The following is a 24,815-nucleotide window of genomic DNA, read 5'->3' as shown; positions in this document are numbered from 1 at the left end:
CCACCCGAATCCGGGAGATCCAGCCGGATTCGGGCCTTCTTAACCATGTCCGCGCACAATCTGATTGCACCAACCGCTTGAGTTGGAACAGTGTCCCAGGGTCGCACGTTGATACGGCGACATGAGGAGTGACGGAATGAAGTCGTTGGCTGCCATAGCCATCGTCATTGGGGCGAGCGGGGTGTCACTCGGGCACGCCCTGGCCGATTCTGCATCCCTGCCGAAAAGTGTGGTGTCGGACCTTCGCGAAGCCGCCTTCTCACCCTCGACGTCTGCCGCCGAACCTGCGCCGCAGGAAGATGTCATCAGCCGGTTGCTCGACCTGGCCAATCCCGCGGCGCCTCAATTCAGATGGCGGGATGACTACCTCGCCCGCGCCGTCGCCATGAGTGGCGGAACGGTCGACACCCTCCGGATTTCCCATGGTCAGGTCCAGCCTCCTGTCGGCGCCAACGATCTTGTCGCCACAGACCCCGCCAACCCTGACTATGAAGTTCGGGTCACCCGGGATTGGCCGGGCGCCTTCAGCCTGCGCGGAGAGCGCTTTGGCGTTGATGTAACTCCTCATGCCGGGTTCGGTTTCTCCAACCGGGGCAATTCCGCCGAAGCCGGCGCGACCCTGACCTTCGGTCGCAATTCGCAGTCACTGACCAATGCCCTGGACCAACTGGGTGTTCACGATGGCGCCGCCCTTGACCAGGCAGGGCGGTGGTACGTCTTTGCTGCAGCCAGCGGTCGGGCCATGGGCCTGAACATGCAGAAGGACGACGCGACCGGTTGGGACCGGTCCTGGTCCACGGACAATGCCAGCGCCCTTGTGGGTGACGCCCAGCTGGGCCTCGGCTGGCGTCAGGGCGACATGCAGACCTCCCTGGGTCTGATCCACCGCGAAGTGAAGGGCGATCACGCCATCTGGGGCCAGCAGTTCAAGACCGATTCCATGGTCGCGCTGTCCTTCTCGATCAAGCCCAAGCGTTAAGTCCCGCCAACGCCTGCGGCGATTTCTCCATCAGAACCTGCTTGTGAGCCTGTAACAGCGCGTTAGGCTGTCCTGGTCGAATTGTGGCTCCACACCAAAATTCACAACATCTTGGGGGCCGTCGTTAACTCATCGCTAGATGTTGGAGGCGAACGGTGTCTAAAGTCGATTCCATCAAGCCGTCCTCACCGTTTCAGACCTGCCGGATTTTAAGCCCGTGACCTCTCTTCCTGGCCTGCTCACACCCTCCTTCGCCTACAAGCCTTTCCGCTATCCCTGGGCTCATGACTATTGGAAGAAGCAGCAGCAGGTTCACTGGATGCCCGAAGAGGTGCCGCTGGGCGAAGACCTCAAGGATTGGGCGACCAAGCTGAATGACAAGGAGCGCAACCTCCTTACCCAGATCTTCCGCTTCTTCACCCAGTCTGACGTCGAGGTGAACGACAACTATATGGAGCGCTATTCACGCGTCTTCAAACCGACTGAAGTGAAGATGATGCTGGCCTCGTTCTCCAATATGGAGACCATCCACATCGCCGCCTACGCCCTGCTGCTGGAAACCATCGGCATGCCCGATTCGGAATTCACGGCCTTCCTGGAGTTCCAGGAAATGCGGGACAAGCACGACTACATGCAGAAGTTCGGCGTTGAAACCCACGCCGATATCGCCCGCACCCTGGCCATGTTCGGCGGGTTCACCGAAGGCCTGCAGCTGTTCGCGAGTTTCGCCATGCTGCTGAACTTCCCGCGCCACAACAAGATGAAGGGCATGGGCCAGATCGTCAGCTGGTCCGTCCGCGATGAAAGCCTGCACTGCGAAGGCATTGTGAAGCTCTATCACGCCTTCAACAAGGAAACCGGCGCGGTCACCAAGTCGGTGGCCGACGACATTGTCGACTGCTGCAAGACGGTGGTGGGTCTGGAAGACAAGTTCATTGATCTGGCCTTCGCCGCCGGCGAGGTCCAGGGCATGACCCCAGAGGACATCAAGGCCTATATCCGCTTCATCGCTGACTGGCGCCTGCGCCAGCTTGGCCTGCCTGAGGTCTATGGCGGCGCCAAGGAGAACCCCTTGCCCTGGCTTCAGTCCATGCTGTCGGGTGTCGAGCACGCCAACTTCTTCGAGGCGCGGTCCACCGAGTATTCCAAGGCTGCGACCAAGGGCCAATGGCACGGATCAGACGGCGTCTGGACCGAGTTTGACAAGCTGCTGTCCAAGCGGACCCAGCCGGACACCCTCACTGTAGACTAGAGCATTTTCCGATAAGTGGGACTCGGTTATCGGATCGAAAAATGCTCTACCTTATTGAATTAGAGCCCTTTTCGCCCGATCTGACTGCTGCAGTCAGATCGGAAAGGGCTCTAGGGACCTATCCCCACGGCCCGGGCTTGTGGGCCGTGAAGGGAACTGCCGGCCGTCGTACCCCCGCCATCGCCATCAGAGCCGCGACGCGGTTCTGGGTCGCGGGATGGGTGGAAAACAGATTGTCCGCCCCGGCGCCCGAAAGCGGGTTGATGATGAACATGTGGCTCGTCGCCGGATTGCGTTCCGCATCCATGTTCGGAACCTGCCGGGCATAGGACTCAATCTTCAGCAAGGCGTCCGCCAGGGCCTGGGGATCATCCGAAATCTCGGCGCCGCCTCGGTCGGCCTCGTATTCGCGTCCACGGCTGATGGCCATCTGCACCAGGGCTGCAGCCATGGGGGCGAATATCGCCATGGCGATCGTACCGATCAGGCCAGCAGGACGGTCCCGGTCGCCGCCAAAGAAGAATGCAATATTCGCCAGGGCTGACACTGCGCCAGCTATGGTCGCTGTCACCGTCATGGTCAGAGTGTCGCGATTGCGCACATGGGCCAGTTCATGAGCCATGACACCCCTGATCTCCCGCCGGTCCAGCATGGCCAGCAGACCCCGGGTCGCCGCTACCGCAGCATGCTCGGGATCACGCCCGGTGGCGAAGGCATTGGGCTGGTCTTCGTCGATCAGATAGATCTTGGGTGGGGGCAGATTGGCCCTGCGGGCCAGGTCCAGCACATCGCTCACATAGTTCCGCACCAGGGCGTCAGGATGCTGCAGGTCCACCGGCTTTGCGCCATAGAGACCAAGGACGATCTTGTCCGAGTTCCAATAGCTGATCAGGTTCATGCCCAGCCCGAACAGAAAGGCCATGGCCATGCCTGCAGGGCCTGCAATCATGTAGCCGACCCCGACAAATATCGCCGTCAGGGCCGCCAGAAGCATGAAGGTTCGAATGTGGTTGCGCATGGGTCCTTCCCGATAACCGTCGGTGAGATATGGGAAGGCCGCGCGGGAAGTGAAGGCCCTAGGTCTGTTCGGATGGCTCGGTGATCTGGCCTTCCCACTTGGCAACGACGGCGCTGGCCACGGAATTGCCGACGACATTGGTCGCAGAGCGTCCCATGTCCAGCAGCTGGTCCGCCGCCAGGATGATGCCGATGCCGGCTTCGGGCAGCTTGAAATAGGCCAGGGTGGCGGCGATGACGACGATCGAGGCCTTTGGAACCCCCGCCATGCCCTTGGACGTGATCATCAGCAGGCCCAGCATGGTGATCTGCTGGCCCAGGGTCAGGTCGACGCCATAGATCTGGGCGATAAACAGGGTGGCGAAGGTGCAGTACATCATCGATCCGTCCAGATTGAACGAATAGCCCAGGGGCAGGACGAAGCTTGCGACCTTCTTGGAAACCCCGAATTTCTGCAGGGCCTCGAGGGTGCCGGGATAGGCCGCCTCGGACGACGCCGTAGAGAAGGCCAGGACGATTGGCTGGCGGATGAGACCGATGAGCCTCAAAGCGCTCGGGCCCACAATCATGATCAGGGCCGCGCCGAGCAGCACCCAGAGCAGGCCCAGCGACAGGTAGAAGCCCCCGATGAATTTTACATAGGCGCCCAGAATATCGGGCCCCTTGATGGCGATGACGGAAGCCAGCGAGGCAAAGATGGCGAGGGGCGAAACCGACATCACATAGCCGGTCACCTTCAGCATGACGGTGGAGATCTGTTCAACCAGGTTCAGGATCGCCGGTGCGCGGTCCTCGGTCGCCGCAATGGCCGTGCCGATGAAGACTGAGAAGATGACAATGGGCAGGATCTCATTGTTCGCCATCGACTTGATGATCGATTCCGGCACCAGGTGGGTGGTGATGAACTCCTTGAAGGTGAGTTGGGCGCCGCCCGCCAGGGCGCCTGCCGTGGCTGTCGGGTCTGGCGTAATCCCGGCGCCTGGCTGCAGCCATTGAACCATGACCAGGCCGATGGTCAGGGAAATGATCGAGGCCGAGATGAACCAGAACATCGTCTTGACGCCGACCCGGCCCACGGCCGCCGCGTCTTCCATATGGGCGATGCCGGCAACCAGTGTCGCAAACACCAGTGGAGCGATGATCATCTTGATCATGCGCAGGAAGATCGTGGTGATGATCCCCAGGCCGTCTGCCCAGGCCTTGGCCTGTTCTGCAGGCAGAAAGGCGTGCATGGCCAGGCCGGCGAGAACGCCCAACACCATGGCGGCGATGACGAGACTGGTGAAAAGACGATTCATGAAGGGCCCCAAGCCTTGAACTTTGTCCATTTGTCGCCGGGATCACCTTGCGCGTCCATAGCCTCCTGTCCATGTCCCTGTTGCTGGCCTAGGGTCAGAGTCCCCCGAAGGAGATTTTCATGGACAATTCCAGCCTAGATCGTCGGCAGCTGTTCGGCGCCGTCGCCCTCGCATCCGCCGTCGCCGCAACGGGAGCCGAGGCCCAGGTCGCTGCAGCCCCCACGGCGTTTTCCCCCCAGCCCAAGCCCCTTCCGTTCGACCCGAACACCATTCCCGGCATTTCGGAAAAGCTGCTGACCAGCCACCACGGCAACAATTATGTGGGCGCCGTGAAGCGTCTCGGGTCTATCGAGACCCAGCTGGCTGGGCTCGACATGGCCACTGCTCCGGGCTTCCTGCTCAATGGGCTGAAGCGCGAAGAGCTGATCGCCTGGAATTCGATGATCCTGCATGAGCTCTATTTCGGCGGCCTTGGTCCGGCGAACCGCCCTGGCGCCGCCCTGAGCCGCGCCATCGAGCGGGATTTCGGCAGCGAAGCCAAATGGCGCGCCGAGTTCTCGGCCATGGGCAAGGCCCTGGGTGGTGGTTCCGGCTGGGTACTGCTGACCTACAGCCATCGCGACAACCGGCTGATGAACCAGTGGGCCATGGATCACACCATGACCATGGCCGGCGCCACCCCGATCCTGGCCATGGACATGTATGAACACGCCTACGCCATGGATTACGGCGCCAAGGCCGCCGCCTATGTGGACGCCATCATGGCGACCTTCAACTGGACCCGGGCCGACGCGATCTTCGCCAAGGCGACGGCCTGATTTCGTGAAGTTCGAGGCGCAGCGCAGGCTGCGTCTCGAAATCTGTCAAAAAGTGCGCTATAAGCCGCCATGACAGATGAAATTGAAAACGAAGCGCTCCGGATCTGGAGCCAACTCAACGACGAATACCGCGCCTCGGTCGAGGCCCTTCGATCAGCCCTTAAGACCTTCCTTTCCGGCGGTCCTGCGCCCGATCCGTCCCTGCGGGCCAATGGCGCCTTCACCTATCCCGAGCTTCGCCTTCACTGGGCGCCCGGTCAGCTCTATCCCCGCCTGTCCCGGGCATTCGCCCGCCTGGCCTCCCCGGGCAGCTATGCGGTGACGGTCACCCGGCCGGATCACTTCAAGGACTATCTGATCGAGCAGATCGGCCTGATCCTGTCGGACTTCGACGTGACGATCGAGGTCGCACGCTCGACCCAGGAAATTCCCTTTCCGTATGTCCTGGACGGGTCAGTCGATATGGCCATGGCTGATGTCGGTTCGGCCGATATCGCCCGGCATTTCCCGACCACGGAACTGGCCTTCATCGGCGATGAAGTGGCCGACGGCTTCTATGCGCCGACCCTGGAACAGGCGAGGCCACTGGCCCTGTTCGACGGCCTGCGCACCGACTTCTCCCTGGCCCGCCTGACCCACTATACCGGCGCGCCCGCCGAGCACGTCCAGCAGTTCATCCTCTTCACCAACTATCACCGCTATGTGGATGAGTTCGTCCACTGGGCCTGCGAGCAGCTCAAGGCGCCTGACAGCCCTTACACAGCGCTCTCGGCCGCCGGCCGCGTGGTTGTGACCAGGGATACGCCCAATCCCGAGCAGACCATCGCCGACGGGACATGGCGAAAGCACCAGATGCCCGCCTACCACCTTATGGCGGAAGGCCGACTAGGGGTGACCCTGGTCAATATCGGCGTCGGTCCTTCCAACGCCAAGACCATCACCGACCACCTGGCGGTCCTTCGTCCTCAGGCCTGGCTGATGATCGGCCACTGCGGCGGCCTGCGCGGCTCGCAGACCATTGGCGACTATGTCCTGGCTCACGCCTATCTGCGGGACGATCACGTTCTGGACGGCGTCCTGCCGCCGGAAATCCCGATCCCGCCCATCGCCGAGATCCAGGTGGCCATGGGCCGCGCCGCGGAAATCATCACCGGCGAATCGGGGGATCTCCTGAAGCGTCGCCTGCGCACGGGGACTGTCGTCACCACCGACGACCGGAACTGGGAGCTGCGCTATTCCTCCAGCGCCCTGCGGTTCAATCAGTCCAGGGCCGTGGCCATCGACATGGAAAGCGCCACCATCGCCGCCCAGGGATACCGGTTCCGGGTGCCGTACGGCACCCTGCTTTGCGTTTCGGACAAGCCCCTGCATGGCGAGCTCAAGCTGCCTGGCCAGGCCAACGCCTTCTATGAGCGCGCCATAGGCCAGCACCTGCAGATCGGTCTGGCGACCATGGACCTGCTCCGCAAGGAGGGGAACAAGCTGCACTCGCGCAAGCTGCGCAGCTTCGATGAGCCGCCGTTCCGGTAAGGGCCATGACGCCACATATCGAAACCATCGAGAACTTCCGCGACTTCGGCGGCTATGACACGGCCTGCGGACGAGGCCTGAAGCGCGGGGTTCTCTTCCGGTCCGCCAACCACGCCTATGCCTCCGATGACGACATCGAGCTTCTGGGCGCCCTGGGCGTCAGGGCCATAGTCGACCTGCGCCGACCCATGGAGCGTCAGCGCGAGCCGTCCCGACGGTGGACCGATTTCGACGCCCATGTGGTGGAGAATGACCACGAGCCCGAGGGCAGCGACTGGTCCCACCTGATGGCCGCCAGTCATGAGGTCGACGCCGATTGGTTCCGGGAGGACTCCATCAGCTTCTACCGGGCGACGCCCTATGACCCCCGCTATGTGGATCTGTTCTCCCGGTATTTTCAGGTCCTGGCTGAATCCGAGGGCGCCATCCTGGTCCACTGTTCGGCGGGCAAGGACAGGACCGGCATGATCTGCGCCCTGACCCATCATCTGGCGGGCGTGCACCAGGACGACATCCGCGCCGATTTCCTGGCGACCAATCATGAAGGCCGCATGCAGAAGCGGATCGACTTCCTGGGGCCATGGATCCGCAACACTGCCGGCAAGGTGGTCAGCGAAGAGGCCCTCAAGGTCGCCGTCAGCGTTCATGAGTCCTATCTGGACGCCGCCTTTGAGCAGATCACAGCAACCTCGGGGTCCTTTGACGCATACCTGACCGAAGTGCTGGGGGTGGACTCCCGGCGCAAGGCGCAGATCGAGGCCCGCATACTCCGCTGATTAAATCACCGGCCACTTGTCATTCGCCCTCTGCAAAGGGAGAAGGGGCCGCATTTCCAGAGACGCTTTTTCCGACAGGGACGACCATGCAAAGCTTCCAGCCGCCGCGCCGCATACTGATGGGACCGGGTCCTTCGGATGTCAGCCCCCGGGTGCTGGCCGCCCTGGCGCGACCGACCATTGGTCACCTGGATCCGCAGTTCCAGTTGCTGATGGAAGAGATCAAGGGCGCCCTGGCCCGGCTGTTCAATGCACCGGACCATGCCTGCGTCCCCCTGCCGGCGCCCGGAACGGCGGGCATGGAAGCGGCCATCATGAACCTGCTCGAGCCCGGCGACCGGGCGGTGATCGCCATCAACGGCGCCTTTGGCGGCCGCATGGCCGACATGGCCGACCGGGCCGGCGCCGAGGTGACCAAGGTCGAGTTCGAATGGGGCCATCCTGTTGACCCGGCGGTGGTGGAAGAGGCCCTGAAGTCTGCAGGCCCCGTCAAGGTTCTGGCCTTCGTTCATGCCGAGACCTCAACGGGCGTCCGCTCCGATGCGGCCACCCTCTGCGCCCTGGCCCGCAAGTATGGCGCCCTGTCCATTGTCGACTGCGTGACCTCCCTTGGCGGCATTCCTGTGGACGTGGCGGCCTGGGATGCCGACGCGGTCTACTCCGGCACCCAGAAATGCCTCTCGGCCCCTCCCGGCCTGTCGCCCATCGCCCTGTCCCAGCGGGCCCAGGCGGCCATCACAGCCCGCAAGACCAAGGTCCGGAACTGGCTTTGCGATTTCAACCTGCTGATGAGCTATTGGGGCGGGGAGGGCGGACGCACCTATCACCACACCGCGCCGATCAACGCCCTCTATGGTCTGCATGAGAGCCTTGTGGCGATCTTCGAAGAGGGTCAGCAGGCCGTCCAGGTCCGCCACGCCCGCACCCATGAAGCCCTTGCCGCCGGCATTGAGGCCGCAGGACTGAAATTCCTGGTGGCGCCCCAGTATCGTCTGCCCCAGCTCAACACCATCCTGGTTCCCGATGGAGTCGATGAGGCGGCTGTCCGCAATTACGTCCTCGAAAAGTGGGACCTGGAGCTGGGCGCTGGCCTGGGCCCGCTCAAGGGCAAGGTCTGGCGGATCGGTCTCATGGGCGCTTCGGCCACGCCCTGGCATGTGCGGATCTGCCTGACGGCGCTTTGTGAAGCGCTCGAGGCCCAGGGCTTCAAGGCTGACAGCAAGGCCGCCCTGGCGGCCATGAGCGCCAGCCTGGCCTGAATTCATCGCGGGCTGGCGCGTCGTCACGCCCCGGTTGCCGGTCGCTGACGGCTGGGCGATAGTCTCCCGGATTTTCACCTTCTTCCGGAGCTGACCCATGGCCGCCGACGATCTGAGCGCCCCCAACCTTTCCCGCCGGGATTTCGCCGCCCTGTCCGGCGCCACCACCGTTGTCGCCATGGCGGGTGAGGCCCAGGCTGCCGAAGTCGTCGAGGCTGACGTCACCATCAAGACGGCGGATGGTAATTGCGACGCCGCCCTCTATCACCCGATGGGCAAGGGCAAGTGGCCGGCCGTGCTGATCTGGCCGGATGCGCTTGGTCTGCGCCCGGCCTTCAGGGACATGGGCAAGCGGCTGGCGGCCCAGGGCTATGTGGTTCTTGTCCCCAATCCCTTCTACCGGTCAAGACCGGCGCCGGTCTTTACCGGGCCCTTCGACTTCGGAAACGCTGATGACCGCGCCAAACTGGCCGTGATCCGCGCACCCCTGACGCCGGACGCCGTAGCCCGGGACGCCACAACTCTCGTCGCCTATCTGGACGCCCAGAAGGTCACCAACAGGAAGGCCAAGGTCGGTGTGCAGGGCTATTGCATGGGCGGTCCCATGACCATGCAGACGGCGGCGGCGCTTCCTGCCCGTGTTGGCGCTGGCGGCTCATTTCACGGCGGCGGTCTGGTGACCGACAAGGCCGACAGCCCGCACCTGCTGGTCCCGAAGATCAAGGCCCAGTTCTATTTCGGCGTCGCGGCCAATGACGACAAGGCCCAGCCCACCGCCAAGGACGCCCTGAAGGCGGCCTTTGAAGCGGTAAAGGGTTCGGCCAAGATCGAGGTCTATTCCGACGCCATGCACGGCTGGTGCGTGCCGGGTTCAGCCATCTACAATCAGGTCGCCGCAGAAAAGGCCTGGGGCGAACTGCTCGCGCTCTACAAGGGGGCGCTCGTCTAGGCTCACTTGCGGCGGGCGCGGAAGAAGCTTTTCAGCAGGCTTGAGCTTTCTTCCGCCAGGACGCCGCTCTCCACTGTGGGGCGCCAGTGGCAGGTGGATTGTTCGAAGAACTTCGGACCATTCACCACCGCCCCGCCCTTGGCGTCTTCGGCGCCAAAGACCAGTCTTCCGATCCGCGCGTGACTGATGGCCCCGGCGCACATGGCGCAGGGCTCGAGCGTGACGAAGAGGGTCAGGTCTGTCAGGCGGTAATTGCCCAGCTTCCGGGCGGCCTCCCGTAGGGCGACAATTTCTGCGTGGGCCGTGGGATCATGGTCGGCGATTGGCCGATTTGACCCTATAGACACCACTTCTCCCGTGGTCGGATCGACCACGACGGCTCCGATAGGCGCCTCGCCATTTGCAGCGGCGTCTTGCGCCGCCTGCAGGGCGATGCGCATGGTAAGTTGATCATGGTCCACGATCCCCTACGAACCCCTGACGCGCCTTCGGGTCAATCCCCCGAAGCTGGCGGTGAGCGCATAGCCAAGTCCCTGGCGCGAGCCGGTGTCGCTTCCAGGCGCGAGGTCGAGCGCCTTATCGAGGCTGGCCGCGTGGCCCTGAACGGCCGTGTCCTCACCAGTCCGGCCGTCAAGGTTGGCCCCAATGACATTGTCACCCTGGACGGGGAAGTGGTGGCTGACGCCGAGCCCACCCGCCTGTTCCGCTATCACAAGCCCGTAGGCCTGGTGACCAGCCACAGCGACCCCCAGGGCAGGCCGACAGTCTTTGACGCCCTGCCGCCGGGCCTGCCCCGACTGATTTCCATCGGACGCCTGGACCTCAATACCGAGGGCCTGCTGCTGCTGACCAATGACGGCGGCCTTGCCCGTGCGCTGGAGCTGCCCTCCACCGCCCTGATCCGTCGCTATCGCGCCCGCGCGCACGGCCGGGTCACCCAGGAACGCCTGGACAAGCTGAAGGACGGCGTCACGGTTGAGGGCGTCCGCTATGGCGCCATTGAGGCCATTCTCGACAAGGCCAAGGACGGCCCGTCCGGCTCGAACCTCTGGATCACCCTGACCCTGGCCGAAGGCAAGAACCGGGAAGTCCGCCGGGTCCTTGAATCCCTGGGCCTGAAGGTCAACCGGCTGATCCGCCTCTCCTACGGCCCCTATGCCCTGGCCACCCTGCCGGTGGGCGCGGTAGAGGAAGTCGGGCCCCGGGTCATCCGCGAGCAGCTGGCCGCCTACATCGATCCCGAAAACCTGCCCACAGGCGACAAGACCCAGTGGCGCTCGGCGCCCCTGCCTTCCGGGTCGCAAAGGCGGGTCGGGCCCGGCGCCAAGACCGTGTCCCTGCGCGACCCATCCCTGCCGGTGGTTCCCGTGAAAAAGGAGTACAAGGCTGGCTGGGCAAAGGCCAAACCCAAGACCGGTCATCCGACCAAGTCCCGCCCGTCCAAGCCAGGTCCTGCTGTCATTGGCCGGAACCGGACGGGGGAAGGGCCCAAGAGTCCAGGATCAGCCCGTCCGTCGACCTCCAAGCCCGGGGATCGACCCGCCTCAGCTGCGCCAACAAAGGGCGCGCCAGCCCGTCGCCCGGGCCCTCCGCCAAAGGGCGGCCCAAAGCGCCGCTGATCGGTCACAAGCGAGTTCTGACATGCGCATTGTTTCAGGGTCCCTGAAGGGCAAGGCTATCTCCGCTCCGGAGGGTTCGGCCACCCGCCCCACATCCGACCGGGCTCGGCAGGCCATCTTCAACATTCTCGAACACGCCGCCTGGGGCCCCGACCTGGACGGCGCGCGGGTCATGGATGTCTTTGCAGGATCCGGCGCCCTTGGTTTCGAAGCCATCTCCAGGGGCGCGGCCTTCTGCCTGTTCGTCGAGACCGATGAAAACGCCCGGGGCGCCATTCGTGAGAATGTCGACGCCTTCAGCCTGTTCGGTCAGACCCGGGTCCATCGCAGGGACGCCACCGCCCTCGGGCCAAAGCCTGCAGCGGACGGTTCGGCATTCAACATCGCCTTCCTGGACCCTCCCTATGCAAAGGGCCTGGGCGAACAGGCCCTGCGCTCGCTCGCCGACGGCGGCTGGCTGGAGCCGAAGGCCATCATTGTCTTCGAACGGGGTGTTTCGGAACCCGATTTCCAGGTCGCCGGCTTCGAGGCGCTGGATGTGCGCGACTATGGCGCCGCCCGGGTGCATTTTCTGGCCTACCGGCCTTGACCCTCACCCTGTGTGAGCCCTGATGGTCCGGTCTCGTTACTAGAAGCGAGGTTGGCCATGACCTTCCACACCGTCAGCGAGACTTCCCGGATGTCCGGCGTCTCGGTCCGGGCCCTGCATCATTATGATGAGATCGGCCTGCTCAAACCCGACCATGTGGGCGAGAATGGCTATCGGTATTACGGACGTCAGGCCCTTCTGCGCCTGCAGCAGATCATGCTGCACCGTGAGATGGGCATTTCGCTCAGCGCGATCGGCAGGATCCTGGATGACCCGGCGTTTGATCCGGCATCGGCCCTGCAGACCCACAGGGACCATCTGGCGGCGGAAGCCCTCCGCTATCAGGTCCTGCTGGAAACCGTGGACCGCACCCTCGCCCAACTCAAGGGAGACGCGGACGTGAGTAGCAGGGATCTCTATCGGGGCTTTGACCCCAAAAAGCAGGCCGAGCACGAGGCCTGGCTCGAGAAGCGCTATGGCCAGGGAGTGAAGGCCGAAATCGAAGGTTCGAAGGCCAGGATGAAGGACTGGAAACAGTCCGATCACGTCGCCGCCCAGGCCGAGGTCGACCAGATCGAAGCCGACATGGCGTCTGCCCTGACGAATGGCTTGCCTGCCGATTCAGAGGCGGCGCGGGCCATTGCCGGGCGGCTGCATGCCTGGGTCGCTCGCGCCTGGAAGCGTCCGCCGGATCGGGAGGCCTTCATCGGCCTTGCCGCCCTCTATGCCGAGCATCCAGAGTTCAGGGCCCGTTATGAAGGTCGGGCAGAGGGTCTGACGGAATATCTCGGTCTGGCCATGACGGCTTATGCCGAACGCAGTCTGACCTAGCGGCGGCCGAACAGGCGCTCGATGTCGGCGAGCTTGAGTTCCACATAGGTGGGGCGGCCATGGTTGCACTGGCCTGAGTGGGGGGTGGCCTCCATCTCCCTCAGCAGGGCGTTCATTTCCGTGGCCGTCAGCCGCCGACCGGCCCGGACCGAGCCGTGGCAGGCCATGGTGGAACAGACGTCTTCCAGCCGTTCCTTGAGGGCCAGGGCCTGCCCGTTCTCGGCAAGATCGTCAGCAATGTCCCGGACGAGGCCCCGAACGTCGGTCTCGCCCAGCAAGGCCGGAGTTTCCCTGACCAGCAGGGCGCCAGGGCCGAAGGGTTCAATAATCAGGCCCAGGGCCGCCAGTTCATCGGCCCGTTCGGCGACACGTTCAGCTTCAGCCGGATCAAGCTCGACAACTTCGGGCAGGAGCAGGACCTGACGGGTAACGCCCCCCTGGGCCATTTCGACCTTCATGCGCTCATAGACCAGACGCTCATGGGCCGCGTGCTGATCCACAAGGATCATCCCGTCCCGGGTCTGGGCAACGATATAGGTCTCGTGGACCTGTGCCCGGGCGGCGCCCAGGGGAAAGTCGATCGGGTCGAAGGGCGTCGGCGCCCCGGCTTCGGCAAAACCCCCCGGAGCCGGCTCGGCTCGGGCGGACACTTCGCTCAGGCCCGGCAGGTCTGCTGCCCGGCCCTGGGGGCTCACGGTCTGCCAGCCCCCCATGGCGTAGGCCGAAAAGCCCTGGGGAGATGGACCCTGTGGGGCAAAGCCATAGCCGGGACGGGCATGGGAAAGGACGTCGTCGGCCACCGAGGTCGAGGCCCTGTGGCCTGCGCCGGCCAGGGTATGTCGCAGTCCGCCGACGATCAGACCCCTTACCAGGGCCGGATCACGGAACCGGACCTCTGCCTTGGCCGGGTGAACATTCACGTCCACCTGATTGGGATCGAGGTCCAGATAGATGGCGACCAGGGGATGGCGGTCCCGGGCCAGGAAATCGGCATAGGCGCCGCGCAGGGCGCCCTGCAGCAGCCGGTCCCGGACCGGCCGGCCATTGACGAACAGGTACTGGTGGGCGGCATTGCCCCGGTTCAGGGTGGGCAGGCCCGCAAAGCCCGAGAGGGCCACGCCGTCGCGGACATAATCCACCGCCAGGGCGTTGTCGGAAAAGTCCCGCCCCATAATGGCTGACAGGCGCGCCAGTCGTCCGTCGGGGCCCTTGGCCTCTGCTGGCAGGCGCAGGGTGCGGCGTCCGTCAATGTCGAGGCTGAAGGCGACATCCTCATGGGCCATGGCCTGCCGCTTGATCTCTTCGACAATGGCCTGGGACTCAGTCCGCTCGGACTTCATGAATTTCAGTCGGGCGGGGGTGGCGTAGAACAGGTCGCGCACCTCGACCCGGGCGCCGTGGGGGCCAGGAAAGGCCGCGGGAGCCACTCTGGAGACCGCGCCGCCATCCACCTGGATCATGAAGGCGTCCGCCGCTCCGCGGGCTCTGGAAGCTATTGTGAGCCGGGCGACAGATCCGATGGAGGGCAGGGCCTCGCCCCGAAAGCCCAGGGTGAAGATGTTCAGCAGGTCATATTCGCCGGCGGCGTCCGGGCCGAGCTTGGAGGTGGCGTGCCGCTCTACCGCCAGGGGCAGGTCTTCGGGGCCCAGGCCCGCGCCATCATCCGCCACCAGGATCCGCGACAGACCGCCGCCGTCAGCCTGGACCTCGACATGCTTCGCCCCTGCGTCCAGGGCGTTCTCCACCAGTTCCTTGACCGCACTGGCGGGCCGCTCCACCACTTCGCCGGCGGCGATGCGGTTGACGGTTTCCGGGGGAAGGCGACGAATGGGCATGTTGTGTCCGACTTTCGCCGCACTATAGGGCCCGCCGCGATAAGTGGGAACCGGTTATCGCGACAAGCGTGCCCTAAGCCTTTGAATCAGAGCGCAGTTTTACCCTTTAGACGATTCCGTCTAAAGGGAACGCGCTCTAGGACGATTCCAGACAGCGGACGCGCCAGATGAAAAGGTGACCCATGACCCGGACGGTATTTGTGGCCAGCCTTGCCCTGGCCCTTACCCTGAGCTCGGCCGCCAGGGCCCAGGTCGACCTGCAGCCGGTCGACCCAGACGCCACCCTTGTGGAGGAACTGGTAGTGACCGCCCGCCTGCCGGGGCCAGCCTGGTGGCGGGTCATGGACGGGGACACCACGGTCTATGTCCTGGGTACGCCGTCCATCGCCCCCAAGCGTCAGGCCTGGAACACTGTAATCTTCGACCGGCGCCTGCAGGGGGCCACGCAGGTCATTCTGCCTTTCAATGGACTGAAGGTTCGTCTGGCCGGCGCGCCAGGCGCGGCCTTCAGCTATCTGAGGCTCAAGTCCAGCAAGCCCTTTGAAGAGGGTCTGGAGGGCGCCGCCCGGTCACGGTTTGTGGCGGCCAGAACAAAGGTCGGCCAGCCCGCCGACCACTACAAGATCCGCCATCCGCTGGCGGCGGGGCTGACCCTGATCAATGACTATCGCGACAAGACCGGCCTGACCACCACAGACCCCACCAAGCTGATCGCCTACCTGGCCCGGCGCAGCAAGGTGCGGGTGGTGCAGAGGGCCTACGACCTCGGCCCCCTGCTGGGCCAGATCGCCAAGACGCCGCAGTCCGCCGGACAGACCTGTCTGGATGAGGCCATTCAGGACGTGGAGGAGGGCCCCGGCGGCGTCCTGGCGGCTTCCCGCGCCTGGGCGGACGGCGACGTCATGGGCGCCCTGGCCGCGGAACGCACCTATGAGCGCTGTCTCGCCGCGACACCGGGCGCCCTGGCTTTTGATGGCCGCGTGAAGGGCGACATGGTCGCCGACATCACAGCCGCCCTGAAAACGCCGGGTCACGCCATAGCGGTGGTGCAGTTGCGCCCCCTGCTTTCACAGGGGGGCGTGCTGGACAGGTTGAGATCAGCCGGATTTGTTGTGAAGACCCCCGGCGAGGACTAGCCCTGACCCCTAGAGGCCCGGCAGCTTGAACCGGCTGGACTTCTCGCGGGCGATGATCACCGGCTTGTCGCCGATCAGGGCCTTGATCTTTGCGTCTTCAGCGGCCGGGTCGATGGGTGCGGGCACATTGTCGCCGTCGGCGGCCGAAACCAGCGGGGCCTGCTGTCCCTTCTTCCAGAACATGACCTTGTCCGAGAAGGATCTGTCCTTGTGGGAGATGTCGCCATTCTCGTCGTCGACGACGAAGCGGATCAGGGGATCGGCCTTGTCGGCGCCAGCCTTGGTCACCAGAAGGGCTTCACCGCCGGAACGGTCTTCGGCCTGACGGCGGCCCAGCAGGGCGGTGCGGGCGGCGCTTTCCGGCTGCAGTTCCTGCGGGCGGGGCTCGCCAGGAGCCGGTGGGCGCAGGGCGTAGTCCGGCGGCACCACCAGCGGGGCCTTCGAGACAACGCGGAATTCATCTGGGACGACCTTGGCCATGCCCAGGGCCTGCTTTCCCGAGGCGCAACCGGCGAGGCCGACAGCACCCATGATGGCGGTGGCGATGATCACTTGGTTCAGACGCATGAACGCAATAGCTCCATTTGACCGCCCCCGGCCGGGATGCAGATGGGATAGCGCAAACCAGAGCCGACGCCAACGCTTTCGAGCGGGGGCTCAGTCCGCCCCGGGTGCGTCCGGTTTGTGAAGCAGGGAATCCAGCAGCAGGAAGATCACGCCGATGGTTATGGCGCTGTCGGCCAGATTGAAGATCCACGGAAACATCAGGCTGGTGGCGTCGAAGAAATCCACCACGGCGCCGAATCGGATCCGGTCGATGGCGTTGCCGATGGCGCCGCCCATGACCAGGCCCAGACCAATGGCCAGGAGACGACGGTCAGCTGTCCGCAACATGGAGCCCAGGAAGATCGCCACGGCCATGGCGAACAGGGTCAGGGCCCAGCGCGCCAGATCGTGATGGGCGCTCAGAAGGCCGAAGCTGATTCCCTTGTTCCAGACCATGGTCAGGTTGAAGGGGCCAAACAGGGGACGGGACATGCCCTCCAGCAGGCCGAGATTCAGGAAGGCGGCCTTGCTCGCCTGATCAGCGATCAGGATCCCTGCCGCCAGAACCAGACCCATTCCGCCGATCCGGGTTCCGACCGGATTAGCCACGGGCGGCGTCCCAGGCGGCGACGGCCTCGGCGTCCCGCAGGGACAGGTCCGGATAGCGGGCGTCCTGTCCAACCTCGGGCAGGATGCGCCAGGACCGGGCGCACTTGCGGCCTTCGGCCTTCAGGGGCTCTACAGTGACGCCCGGCGACTCAGACAGGCGGAAGGCCGAAGCTGGTCCCTCGCCGGCGACCAGAGTGGCCTGGCTGGTGCGGAACAGCTCTGCGGCGTCGAGGCCGTCAAAGGCCGCCAGCAGGTCAGCCTGGCTGATATGCACCCGGGGGGCGGCTTCGAGGGCGGCGCCCATGCGCTTCTCACGACGTTCGATTTCCAGGGCGCCAGTCACTACGGAGGTGACGGACTGGATCTTCGCCCAACGCCCGGCCTCGGCCGGATTGGCCCAGCTGGCCGGGGTCTCCGGGAAGACGCGCAGGGAATTGGACACAGCGTCCGGGTAACGGGTCGTCCAGGCCTCTTCCATGGTGAAGGGAACCAGGGGGGAGAGCCAGATGGTCAGGCGTTCAAAGACGGCGTTCATGACCGTCCGGGCGGCCCGGCGCTTCAGCGAGGTCGGCTGGTCGCAATAGAGCGCGTCCCGGCGGATGTCGAAGAACAGGGAGGACAGCTCCACCTGACAGAATTCCATCAGGGGCCGGATCACGTCCTGGAACAGGAAGGCGTCATAGGCCGTGCGGACCTGGCCATCCAGCTCGTGCAGACGGTGCAGGATGAACCGCTCCAGGGGCGGCATGTCTTCCAGTGCGACCTGTTCGGACTCATCAAACCCGGCCAGGGCGCCCAGCAGATAGCGCACCGTATTGCGCAGCTTGCGATAGGCGTCGGTGGTGGTGTTGAGGATGGTCTTGCCGATCCTCTGGTCGTCGGAATAGTCGACCATAGCCACCCACAGACGGATGATCTCGGCGCCGCTCTCGCGGATGACGTTGGCCGGGTCCAGGACATTGCCCTTGGACTTGGACATCTTCTCGCCGTTCTCATCCATGGTGAAGCCATGCGTCAGAACGGCGTTGTAAGGCGCGCGGCCCCGGGTGCCCGAGCTTTCCAGCAGGCTGGACTGGAACCAGCCACGATGCTGGTCCGAGCCTTCCAGATAGAGGTCGGCGGGCCAGCGGGTGTGCTCGCGGCCTTCCAGGGTGAAGGCGTGGGTCGAGCCTGAGTCGAACCAGACATCGAGGATGTCTTCGATCTTCTCATAGGCCTCGGGATCATGGTCGCCCAGGAAGTCGGTGACCGGCCGGGCGAACCAGGCGTCGGCGCCTTCCTTGTTGATCAGGTCGATGATCCGTTCATTGACCGCCTTGTCCAGCAGGGGCTGACCGGTGGTCTTGTCGACGAACATGGCCAGGGGCGCGCCCCAGGCCCGCTGACGGCTGATCAGCCAGTCGGGGCGGCTCTCGACCATGGAGCGGATGCGGTTACGCCCGGCTTCAGGATGGAAGGCTGTGGCGGCTATGGCGGCCAGGGCCGTCTCGCGCAGGGTCTTGCCGCCGTGGGCCGGGGTATCGATCGGCTGGTCCATGCGGATGAACCACTGGGGCGTATTGCGGAAGATGACCGGCGCCTTGGACCGCCAGGAGTGCGGATAGGAGTGCTCGGTCCGTCCCCGGGCCAGCAGGTTTCCGGCCTCGATCAGCTTGTCCATCACCGCCGGGTTGGCGGGGCCGAACTTGCCCGACTTCTTGCCCTCGGTTTCCAGAACCTTCAGGTCCGCAAACAGGGCGACGTGGGGATAATAGGCGCCGTCCGGATCCACGGTTTCGGGGATGGTCGGATCAACCCCCAGGGCTTCCAGGTCGGCCCGGCGCTTGAGCCAGATCAGGTAGTCGTCCTGGCCGTGGCCAGGCGCAGTGTGGACAAAGCCCGTGCCGGCGTCGTCGGTGACATGGTCGCCTTCCAGCAGGGGCACCTTGAAGCCGTAGTAGGAGTCGAAGGTCGCCAGGGGATGGGCGCAGACCATGCCGGTTGGATCGACGGCGTCCAGTCGGGTCCAGGCGGCGATCTTCGCGGATTTCGCCACGTCATCGGCCAGCTTGTCGGCGACGATCAGGCGGTCGCCAGCCTTGGCCCAGGGTTCGAATTCCAGCCCCGTCTCCATGGCCGAGACCTCATAGAGGCCATAGCTGATCTTTTCCGAGAAGCTGATCGCCCGGTTGGCCGGGATGGTCCAGGGGGTGGTGGTCCAGATGACCACGCTGGCGTCATTGGGGCCTTCGACGACCGGGAACTTCACCCAGACGGTCGGGCTGTTGTGGTCGTGATACTCCACCTCGGCGTCGGCCAGGGCGGTGCGCTCAACGGGGCTCCACATGACCGGCTTGGAGCCGCGATAGAGCTGGCCGCTCATCATGAACTTGTGGAACTCGGCGACGATGGTGGCCTCGCTGCCATAGTCCATGGTCGCATAGCGGTTGGCCCAGTCGCCCAGGACGCCCAGGCGCTTGAAGCCGTCCATCTGCACGCCGATCCAGTGGTCGGCATAGGTGCGGCATAGGGAGCGGAACTCGGCCTTGGAGACCTCGTCCTTGCGGCGACCCTTGGCGCGCAGCTCTTCCTCGATCTTCCACTCGATGGGCAGGCCGTGACAATCCCAGCCGGGGACATAGTCCACGTCATAGCCCAGGGCGAACCGCGAACGGACCACGAAGTCCTTCAGGGTCTTCTGCAGGGAGTGGCCGATGTGGATGGCGCCATTGGCGTAGGGCGGGCCGTCGTGCAGGACGAACAGGGGCGCGCCGCGGCCCTGACGGTCCTTGCGGATGGTGTTGTAGAGATCCGCCGCTTCCCAGCGGGCCAGGGTCTCGGGCTCCTTCTGCGGCAGCCCCGCCCGCATGGGGAAGGGGGTGTCGGGGAGGAATACGGTTTCGCGATAATCGCGTGTGGGCTTGTCAGCGTCGTCGGCCATGGGACTTTCCAACCGGTCTCGGAGAATGGGGTGCGGGAAACCCGGCGCGCGCTGGAACTATGTCCGACGGCGTCACGCCGGGCGACGAATTCGCTGACCTGTCCGAACCAAAATCATGGCGGGGCTGTAGCAGAGGCCGGGCGGGAACCCAAGCCCTAGCGGTTTTTCGAGGCCGTCAGCAGGGCCCGCGCCTCGTCGGCGTCCTTGTGGATCTGGGCGGTCATGGTCTCCAGACCGTCGAACTTGGCTTCGTCCCGCAGGAAGGCTACCAGGTCGGTCTCGATGACCTGGTCATAGATGTCTTCATCGAAGTCGAAGAGCCAGACCTCCAGGCGAGGCGCGATCTCGCCCTCAATGGTCGGATTGACGCCGATGTTGGCGACCCCGGGAACCTCACGGCCATCGGGCAGGCGGGTGCGGGTGGCGTAGACGCCGAAGCGGGGCCCGACATAGTCGGCCAGGGCGACATTGGCGGTGGGAAAGCCGATGGTCCGGCCCAGCTGCCGACCCCGTTCGACGGGCCCGCGAATGGCGAAGGGACGGCCGAGGATCTCTGCCGCCTCATCCGGCCTGCCTTCCCGCAGGGCGGTCCGGATCGCGGTTGAGGAATACTTGGAGCCCGCAGGCCCCGCCGGCTGGGCGATGGAAACCCCAAAGCCCATCTCGGCGCCATAGGCGCTCATGGATTGGGGACTGCCGGTGCGGCCCTTCCCGAACGAGATGTCGAAACCGACACTGACGTGACTTACCCCAAGGCCGTCGTGCAAAACCTTCTGGGCGAAGTCCCGATCGCTCAGATGTTCCATCTCGAGGTCGAAGGGCAGGATGTAGAAGATGTCCACGCCGAGGTCGGCCAGGGCCTTGGCCTGCTGGTCCAGGTTCATGAGGCGGAAGGCCGGGGCGTCGGGCTGGAAGATCCGGCGGGGGTGGGGATTGAAGCTGATCACGCCCAGGGGGGCGCCGGTCGCCCTCGCCGCCTCTGCAGCCAGGGCGATGACGCTCTGATGGCCCTTGTGTACGCCGTCAAAATTACCCAGAGCCACCGAGGCGCCGCGATCGGCGTCGGCAAGTTCCTTCCAGCTTCGGACAATCCGCATGGGCTCAGCGGCCTTCAGCTGGTGTCCGGCGGGGAGCCATGATGACGGCCTCGCCTTCGACGACGGTCTTGCCGTCGACCTGGCAGGTGGTGACGAAGGTGACATGGCCCCGGCGCTCATCCAGGGCCGAAACCGTGACCGTGGCGACGACAGCGTCGCCGATCTTCACCGGGCGGCGGAATTTCAGGCTCTGGGACAGATAGATTGCGCCGGGCCCCGGCAATCTGGTGCCGATCACCGCCGAGATATAGGCGCCCGACAGCATGCCGTGGGCGATGCGGCCCTGGAAGGGTGTAGTCCGGGCATAGGCTTCATCCAGATGGACCGGATTGACGTCGCCGGAGACGGCGGCGAAGGCTTCGATATCGGAGGCGGTGACGATCTTGCTCATCTGGGCGCTCTGTCCCAGGCTCAGATCCTCGAAAAACAATCCCTGCACGGTCACCCCCGAATTCTCTTCCGCTTCATACCGTCTGGCGCGGCCTGACGCTACCAGGCCAGATCCGCCATGGCGTAGGTGGCGCGAGCCCCGGCCTGGTTCAACAGACCATTCACGGCCTCAAGATTGAGCCCGTCAGGCCCCAGGGTCTCGCCGCCATGAATGCCGCTGGCGATGAACAGGACGTCCAGGCCCTGGTCATTGGCGCCCTTGATGTCCGTTGGCAGGCCATCGCCGATGCAGAGGACGCGGCTGCGGTCCACCGGGCGGCCCAGCAGGCGTTCGGCTTCGACCAGACAGAGGTCATAGATCGGGGCGTGGGGCTTGCCTGCCATGAAGACCTCGCCGCCCATCTGTTCGTAAAGTTGGGCCAAGGCGCCGCCGCAATAGATCAGCTTGTCCCCGCGCTGGACGACAATGTCGGGGTTGGCGCAAATCATCGGCATGCCCCGGGCTACGGCGACTTCGAAGCGGGCGCGGTAGTCCTCCGGCGTCTCGGTCTCGTCATCATAGGGGCCGGTGAGGGCGATAAAGGCAGAGTTTTCCAGATCGGCGAATTCCAGGCCAAGGCCCGTATAGAGGGTCTGGGCGCGCTCTGGACCAATGGCCCAGGCAGGGCCTGGCGCCCGGGGGGCCAGCAGGGTGCGGGTTGCATCGCCTGAGGTCACAAAGGCCTGCCAGGTTGCGCGGGGCACACCCAGCTCGTCCAGCTGGGAAACTACAGCCGCCGCCGGTCGGGGGGCGTTGGAGATCAGCACCATGGGGCCGCGCTCGGCGCCCCAGCGGGCCAGGGCCGCGCAGGGCTCGGGGAAGCTTTCCCGGCCATTGTGGATCACCCCCCAGACGTCAGAGAGCACCACATCATAGCGGTCAGCGAGGGCGGACAGTCCGGAGATCAGCGTCGTCATGGAGGGGCGGTAGCCGCCGGGACGCCGGGGGTCAACCGCGGCGCGCGACCCGCTTGCGCGTTGCGGGGCGCATGAAGTCAGATGGCGGCGTGGTTTCGGCCAGGACGGCGTCGCGGATTGGCCGGGGTTCGCCGAACAGGTGACCCTGGCCATAGCCGATTTCCAGCTCGAGAATATCGACGATCTGGCGCTCGGCCTCGACCTTTTCCACGATGATCTCGACGCCGTACCGCTGGGTCAGGGCCGAGAAGTCCTGGGCGGCGAGGTCCGGCAGGGACTTCAGGATCAGGCCTTCGTCGGTCTCAACCAGCTGGTCGAGCAGGAACTGGGCGCCGACCTTGATGAACTTGACGTCCGAGCGGGCCAGGTCCTGGAAGTCGAGGTCCAGGTCGATGATCTTGTCCAGGCTGAAGCGGAAGCCCAGATCGGCCAGCTTGCCCATATTGCGGGCCTCCACCGAGCCGCGGGTGTCGAAGGCGGCCTGGCCGAATTCGAAGATCAGGGCGCCGGCCAGATCACGGTTCTCCGACAGCAGTTCCAGGAACTGCGGGAAGAAGGTCTCATCCCCCAGGCTGCCCATGGAGACATTGCAGAAGATGCCGATCTTCTTGTCGGTCTTGGCCAGGCGGCGAACGATCTGCACGCAGCGGAAGAGCAGCAGGTTGTCGATAGCGGTGACCAGGCCTTCAGGCTCTGCGACGGTCAGGTATTCCGCCGGCATCATCACCCGGCCGGTTTCGTCCCGCAGGCGGGAGAAGCTTTCGTAGAAGACGGTCCGGCGCTGGGGCAGGTTCACCACCGGCTGGAGATAGAGGTCGACCCGGTTGTCGGCCAGGGCCTGGCGAACGGTTTCCAGCAGGGCGACGGACTGGCGGTGGTTGCGGTCGAAGTCGCGCGGGGCGCCCGATACGGTGGGGTTCGAGAGCCGCTCTTCCAGCTTCTGGCTCATGCGCTGGACGAGGTCTTCCAGCAGGTGAACCTCGCTGGTCAGTTCCTCTGACCGGCGCTGGGCGTCGACGGTGGTGATCTCGACCACTTCGGAGACACGCCTGTCCATGCGCTCCATCTGGTCGATGACAATGCGGTGGGCTTCGCGGATGGCTTCCAGCTCGCCGCGCAGGGCCGTGGTCTCGAGGGCCCGGCTGATCAGTCCGTGAAAGGCGAAGCAGAGCCCGAGGGCGCCGACCATGGCCGCAAGACCCGCACCCCAGCCACCCCCGTTGCGCCACAGCAACAGGGCCAGGATCATGGCCAGTATGACATAGCTGGCCGTCAGCAGAGGCAGGGTTAGGCGTCGCATGTTTCGCCGATCCGAATCAGCGATCAGTATCGTCTACGGACCTTGGTCAAGTCGACCCAATTAGACGAAAACGCCCCGCTGCCGGGCCTTATCGGGTCGGAATCGGGGTCTCGCCGCGATAGTCGTAGAAGCCGCGACCCGATTTGCGGCCCAGCCAGCCAGCTTCCACATACTTGGTCAGCAGGGGGCAGGGTCGGTACTTTGAGTCGGCCAGGCCCTCGTGCAGGACGTTCATGATCGACAGGACGGTGTCCAGACCGATGAAGTCGCCCAGTTCCAGCGGACCCATGGGATGGTTGGCGCCCAGCTTCATGGCGGTGTCGATGGCGTCGACCGTGCCGACCCCTTCATAGAGGGTGTAGATGGCTTCATTGATCATCGGCACCAGGACGCGGTTGACGATGAAGGCCGGGAAGTCTTCGGCATTGGCCGTGGTCTTGCCCAGTGACTTGGCGAAATTGACTGCGACCTCGTAGGTCGCGGCGCCGGTGGCGATGCCGCGGATGATCTCCACCAGCTTCATCAGGGGCACGGGATTCATGAAGTGCAGGCCGATGAACCGGTCCGGGCGGTCCGAGGCCGAGGCCAGGCGGGTAATCGAGATGGACGAGGTGTTCGAGGCCAGAATGGTTTCCGGCTTCAGATAGGGGGTCAGGGCCTTGAAGATCGACTTCTTGACCTCTTCGTTCTCGGTGGCCGCCTCGATGGCCAGGTCCGTGGAGCCCAGGGTCTGCAGTTCAGGGGCGGCCTTGATCCGGGCGATCCCGGCGTCCATGGCCTCCTGTGTGATGATGCCGCGCACCACCTGACGGCTCATATTGCGCTCGATCTGCTTGAGGCCGGCTTCGATCCGGTCTGCGCTGACGTCGTGCAGGTGGACGTCATAGCCCCCAAGGGCCACCACGTGGGCAATGCCCGAACCCATCTGACCTGCGCCGACAATGCCGACCGAGCGGATATCAACCATGCGACCAATGCCTCAAGAGGGCGGCCCATCTCGCCGCCTGTGACAGTTCTCTAACATAGGCGGAGGGGCCGTCGCCAAGGATTTGCTGCAACGCAGCGGAAAGGAGGCGCCGGACTGTGTCCTGGGCGCCGCGCCGCCACC

The 24,815-nt window shown here is 64.7% G+C and carries 23 protein-coding genes; 11 read left to right on the top strand and 12 right to left on the bottom strand.

The annotated features are described in order from the left end of the window. Positions 1 to 121 precede the first annotated feature (121 nt). Together CFE28_15710 and CFE28_15705 are read left to right on the top strand one after the other, a co-directional pair. A complete protein-coding gene (locus CFE28_15710) occupies positions 122 to 979 on the top strand; it encodes a hypothetical protein (protein ID OYU71308.1) in 858 nt (285 codons plus the stop codon). Between the two features lie 217 nt (positions 980 to 1,196). Further along, positions 1,197 to 2,231 (top strand): ribonucleotide-diphosphate reductase subunit beta, encoded by a 1,035-nt coding sequence (locus CFE28_15705; GenBank protein OYU71307.1) that lies wholly within the window; start codon positions 1,197 to 1,199, stop codon positions 2,229 to 2,231. A 118-nt stretch (positions 2,232 to 2,349) separates the two neighbouring features. Here the strand turns inward: CFE28_15705 and CFE28_15700 are convergent, their stop codons facing one another. Next, entirely contained in the window at positions 2,350 to 3,249 is a 900-nt protein-coding gene (locus CFE28_15700; GenBank protein ID OYU71306.1) for a zinc metalloprotease HtpX, read from the bottom strand. A gap of 58 nt (positions 3,250 to 3,307) precedes the next feature. Continuing rightward, positions 3,308 to 4,546 carry a dicarboxylate/amino acid:cation symporter gene (locus CFE28_15695; GenBank protein ID OYU71305.1) on the bottom strand — a complete coding sequence of 413 codons (1,239 nt, stop codon included), beginning with the start codon at positions 4,544 to 4,546 and terminating at the stop codon, positions 3,308 to 3,310. A 119-nt stretch (positions 4,547 to 4,665) separates the two neighbouring features. Here CFE28_15695 and CFE28_15690 point away from each other — a divergent pair, with 119 nt between their 5' ends. The 5 genes from CFE28_15690 (at position 4,666) to CFE28_15670 (ending at position 9,878) form a co-directional block, all read left to right on the top strand. After that, positions 4,666 to 5,364, top strand: coding sequence for a superoxide dismutase (locus CFE28_15690; GenBank protein ID OYU71304.1), 699 nt, complete (start codon positions 4,666 to 4,668; stop codon positions 5,362 to 5,364). 69 nt (positions 5,365 to 5,433) lie between these two features. Next, complete coding sequence (locus tag CFE28_15685; protein OYU71303.1) at positions 5,434 to 6,894, top strand: AMP nucleosidase; 1,461 nt, start codon at positions 5,434 to 5,436, stop codon at positions 6,892 to 6,894. 5 nt (positions 6,895 to 6,899) lie between these two features. Next, positions 6,900 to 7,670: a protein tyrosine phosphatase gene (locus tag CFE28_15680; protein OYU71302.1), complete on the top strand. Its 771-nt coding sequence runs from the start codon at positions 6,900 to 6,902 to the stop codon at positions 7,668 to 7,670. Between the two features lie 86 nt (positions 7,671 to 7,756). Continuing rightward, on the top strand, positions 7,757 to 8,929 hold the full coding sequence (locus CFE28_15675) for an alanine--glyoxylate aminotransferase (protein ID OYU71301.1): 1,173 nt from the start codon (positions 7,757 to 7,759) through the stop codon (positions 8,927 to 8,929). 97 nt (positions 8,930 to 9,026) lie between these two features. Next, on the top strand, positions 9,027 to 9,878 hold the full coding sequence (locus CFE28_15670) for a dienelactone hydrolase (GenBank protein OYU71300.1): 852 nt from the start codon (positions 9,027 to 9,029) through the stop codon (positions 9,876 to 9,878). Positions 9,879 to 9,880: 2 nt separating this feature from the next. Here CFE28_15670 and CFE28_15665 read toward each other — a convergent pair whose 3' ends face one another. Further along, complete coding sequence (locus CFE28_15665; GenBank protein ID OYU71757.1) at positions 9,881 to 10,318, bottom strand: tRNA-specific adenosine deaminase; 438 nt, start codon at positions 10,316 to 10,318, stop codon at positions 9,881 to 9,883. A gap of 12 nt (positions 10,319 to 10,330) precedes the next feature. On the opposite strand from CFE28_15665, the gene CFE28_15660 reads away from it, so the two are divergent. The 3 genes from CFE28_15660 to CFE28_15650 are packed head-to-tail and all read left to right on the top strand — an operon-like array spanning position 10,331 to position 12,917. Continuing rightward, a complete protein-coding gene (locus CFE28_15660; protein OYU71299.1) occupies positions 10,331 to 11,497 on the top strand; it encodes a 23S rRNA pseudouridylate synthase B in 1,167 nt (388 codons plus the stop codon). A 22-nt stretch (positions 11,498 to 11,519) separates the two neighbouring features. Beyond that, positions 11,520 to 12,086, top strand: a complete 567-nt coding sequence (gene rsmD, locus CFE28_15655; GenBank protein OYU71298.1) for a 16S rRNA (guanine(966)-N(2))-methyltransferase RsmD — start codon at positions 11,520 to 11,522, stop codon at positions 12,084 to 12,086. 57 nt (positions 12,087 to 12,143) lie between these two features. After that, entirely contained in the window at positions 12,144 to 12,917 is a 774-nt protein-coding gene (locus CFE28_15650; GenBank protein OYU71297.1) for a transcriptional regulator, read from the top strand. Here the strand turns inward: CFE28_15650 and CFE28_15645 are convergent. Continuing rightward, positions 12,914 to 14,752 carry a DNA mismatch repair protein MutL gene (locus CFE28_15645; GenBank protein ID OYU71296.1) on the bottom strand — a complete coding sequence of 613 codons (1,839 nt, stop codon included), beginning with the start codon at positions 14,750 to 14,752 and terminating at the stop codon, positions 12,914 to 12,916. The two genes, CFE28_15650 and CFE28_15645, sit on opposite strands and share 4 nt — an antisense overlap. Positions 14,753 to 14,934: 182 nt before the next feature. Between CFE28_15645 and CFE28_15640 the strand changes: the two genes are divergently transcribed. Further along, positions 14,935 to 15,888 (top strand): TraB/GumN family protein, encoded by a 954-nt coding sequence (locus CFE28_15640; GenBank protein ID OYU71295.1) that lies wholly within the window; start codon positions 14,935 to 14,937, stop codon positions 15,886 to 15,888. Between the two features lie 9 nt (positions 15,889 to 15,897). Here CFE28_15640 and CFE28_15635 read toward each other — a convergent pair whose 3' ends face one another. From CFE28_15635 to CFE28_15600, 8 genes are all read right to left on the bottom strand, one after another. Beyond that, positions 15,898 to 16,455 carry a beta-barrel assembly machine subunit BamF gene (locus CFE28_15635; GenBank protein ID OYU71294.1) on the bottom strand — a complete coding sequence of 186 codons (558 nt, stop codon included), beginning with the start codon at positions 16,453 to 16,455 and terminating at the stop codon, positions 15,898 to 15,900. A 90-nt stretch (positions 16,456 to 16,545) separates the two neighbouring features. Continuing rightward, a complete protein-coding gene (gene lspA, locus CFE28_15630; protein ID OYU71293.1) occupies positions 16,546 to 17,010 on the bottom strand; it encodes a signal peptidase II in 465 nt (154 codons plus the stop codon). Positions 17,011 to 17,035: 25 nt separating this feature from the next. Next, positions 17,036 to 19,963, bottom strand: a complete 2,928-nt coding sequence (locus CFE28_15625) for an isoleucine--tRNA ligase (GenBank protein ID OYU71292.1) — start codon at positions 19,961 to 19,963, stop codon at positions 17,036 to 17,038. Positions 19,964 to 20,118: 155 nt separating this feature from the next. Beyond that, the gene (gene ribF / locus CFE28_15620; protein ID OYU71291.1) at positions 20,119 to 21,060 is read right to left on the bottom strand and encodes a riboflavin biosynthesis protein RibF; all 942 of its coding nucleotides are present in this window, start codon (positions 21,058 to 21,060) and stop codon (positions 20,119 to 20,121) included. Between the two features lie 4 nt (positions 21,061 to 21,064). Then, positions 21,065 to 21,499, bottom strand: coding sequence for a (R)-hydratase (locus CFE28_15615; protein ID OYU71756.1), 435 nt, complete (start codon positions 21,497 to 21,499; stop codon positions 21,065 to 21,067). A 50-nt stretch (positions 21,500 to 21,549) separates the two neighbouring features. Then, positions 21,550 to 22,407 (bottom strand): TIGR01459 family HAD-type hydrolase, encoded by an 858-nt coding sequence (locus tag CFE28_15610; protein ID OYU71290.1) that lies wholly within the window; start codon positions 22,405 to 22,407, stop codon positions 21,550 to 21,552. Positions 22,408 to 22,438: 31 nt separating this feature from the next. Then, a complete protein-coding gene (locus tag CFE28_15605) occupies positions 22,439 to 23,707 on the bottom strand; it encodes a diguanylate phosphodiesterase (protein OYU71289.1) in 1,269 nt (422 codons plus the stop codon). Between the two features lie 88 nt (positions 23,708 to 23,795). Next, positions 23,796 to 24,674 carry a 3-hydroxybutyryl-CoA dehydrogenase gene (locus CFE28_15600; GenBank protein OYU71288.1) on the bottom strand — a complete coding sequence of 293 codons (879 nt, stop codon included), beginning with the start codon at positions 24,672 to 24,674 and terminating at the stop codon, positions 23,796 to 23,798. Positions 24,675 to 24,815 lie beyond the last annotated feature (141 nt).

This window comes from Alphaproteobacteria bacterium PA2 (assembly GCA_002256425.1).
In the GTDB taxonomy this organism is placed as follows: Bacteria; Pseudomonadota; Alphaproteobacteria; order Caulobacterales; family Caulobacteraceae; genus Phenylobacterium.
This window is presented reverse-complemented; position numbering and strand designations above follow the sequence as displayed.

Bases quoted from the DNA above. Each gene is read 5' to 3' on its own strand.
- CFE28_15710 (OYU71308.1), top strand. From the start codon at position 122: ATGAGGAGTGACGGAATGAAGTCGTTGGCTGCCATAGCCATCGTCATT.
- CFE28_15700 (OYU71306.1), bottom strand. From the start codon at position 3,249: ATGCGCAACCACATTCGAACCTTCATGCTTCTGGCGGCCCTGACGGCG.
- CFE28_15695 (OYU71305.1), bottom strand. From the start codon at position 4,546: ATGAATCGTCTTTTCACCAGTCTCGTCATCGCCGCCATGGTGTTGGGC.
- CFE28_15690 (OYU71304.1), top strand. From the start codon at position 4,666: ATGGACAATTCCAGCCTAGATCGTCGGCAGCTGTTCGGCGCCGTCGCC.
- CFE28_15685 (OYU71303.1), top strand. From the start codon at position 5,434: ATGACAGATGAAATTGAAAACGAAGCGCTCCGGATCTGGAGCCAACTC.
- CFE28_15680 (OYU71302.1), top strand. From the start codon at position 6,900: ATGACGCCACATATCGAAACCATCGAGAACTTCCGCGACTTCGGCGGC.
- CFE28_15675 (OYU71301.1), top strand. From the start codon at position 7,757: ATGCAAAGCTTCCAGCCGCCGCGCCGCATACTGATGGGACCGGGTCCT.
- CFE28_15670 (OYU71300.1), top strand. From the start codon at position 9,027: ATGGCCGCCGACGATCTGAGCGCCCCCAACCTTTCCCGCCGGGATTTC.
- CFE28_15665 (OYU71757.1), bottom strand. From the start codon at position 10,318: ATGCGCATCGCCCTGCAGGCGGCGCAAGACGCCGCTGCAAATGGCGAG.
- CFE28_15660 (OYU71299.1), top strand. From the start codon at position 10,331: ATGGTCCACGATCCCCTACGAACCCCTGACGCGCCTTCGGGTCAATCC.
- rsmD (OYU71298.1), top strand. From the start codon at position 11,520: ATGCGCATTGTTTCAGGGTCCCTGAAGGGCAAGGCTATCTCCGCTCCG.
- CFE28_15650 (OYU71297.1), top strand. From the start codon at position 12,144: ATGACCTTCCACACCGTCAGCGAGACTTCCCGGATGTCCGGCGTCTCG.
- CFE28_15645 (OYU71296.1), bottom strand. From the start codon at position 14,752: ATGCCCATTCGTCGCCTTCCCCCGGAAACCGTCAACCGCATCGCCGCC.
- CFE28_15640 (OYU71295.1), top strand. From the start codon at position 14,935: ATGACCCGGACGGTATTTGTGGCCAGCCTTGCCCTGGCCCTTACCCTG.
- CFE28_15635 (OYU71294.1), bottom strand. From the start codon at position 16,455: ATGCGTCTGAACCAAGTGATCATCGCCACCGCCATCATGGGTGCTGTC.
- lspA (OYU71293.1), bottom strand. From the start codon at position 17,010: ATGGGTCTGGTTCTGGCGGCAGGGATCCTGATCGCTGATCAGGCGAGC.
- CFE28_15625 (OYU71292.1), bottom strand. From the start codon at position 19,963: ATGGCCGACGACGCTGACAAGCCCACACGCGATTATCGCGAAACCGTA.
- ribF (OYU71291.1), bottom strand. From the start codon at position 21,060: ATGCGGATTGTCCGAAGCTGGAAGGAACTTGCCGACGCCGATCGCGGC.
- CFE28_15610 (OYU71290.1), bottom strand. From the start codon at position 22,407: ATGACGACGCTGATCTCCGGACTGTCCGCCCTCGCTGACCGCTATGAT.
- CFE28_15605 (OYU71289.1), bottom strand. From the start codon at position 23,707: ATGCGACGCCTAACCCTGCCTCTGCTGACGGCCAGCTATGTCATACTG.
- CFE28_15600 (OYU71288.1), bottom strand. From the start codon at position 24,674: ATGGTTGATATCCGCTCGGTCGGCATTGTCGGCGCAGGTCAGATGGGT.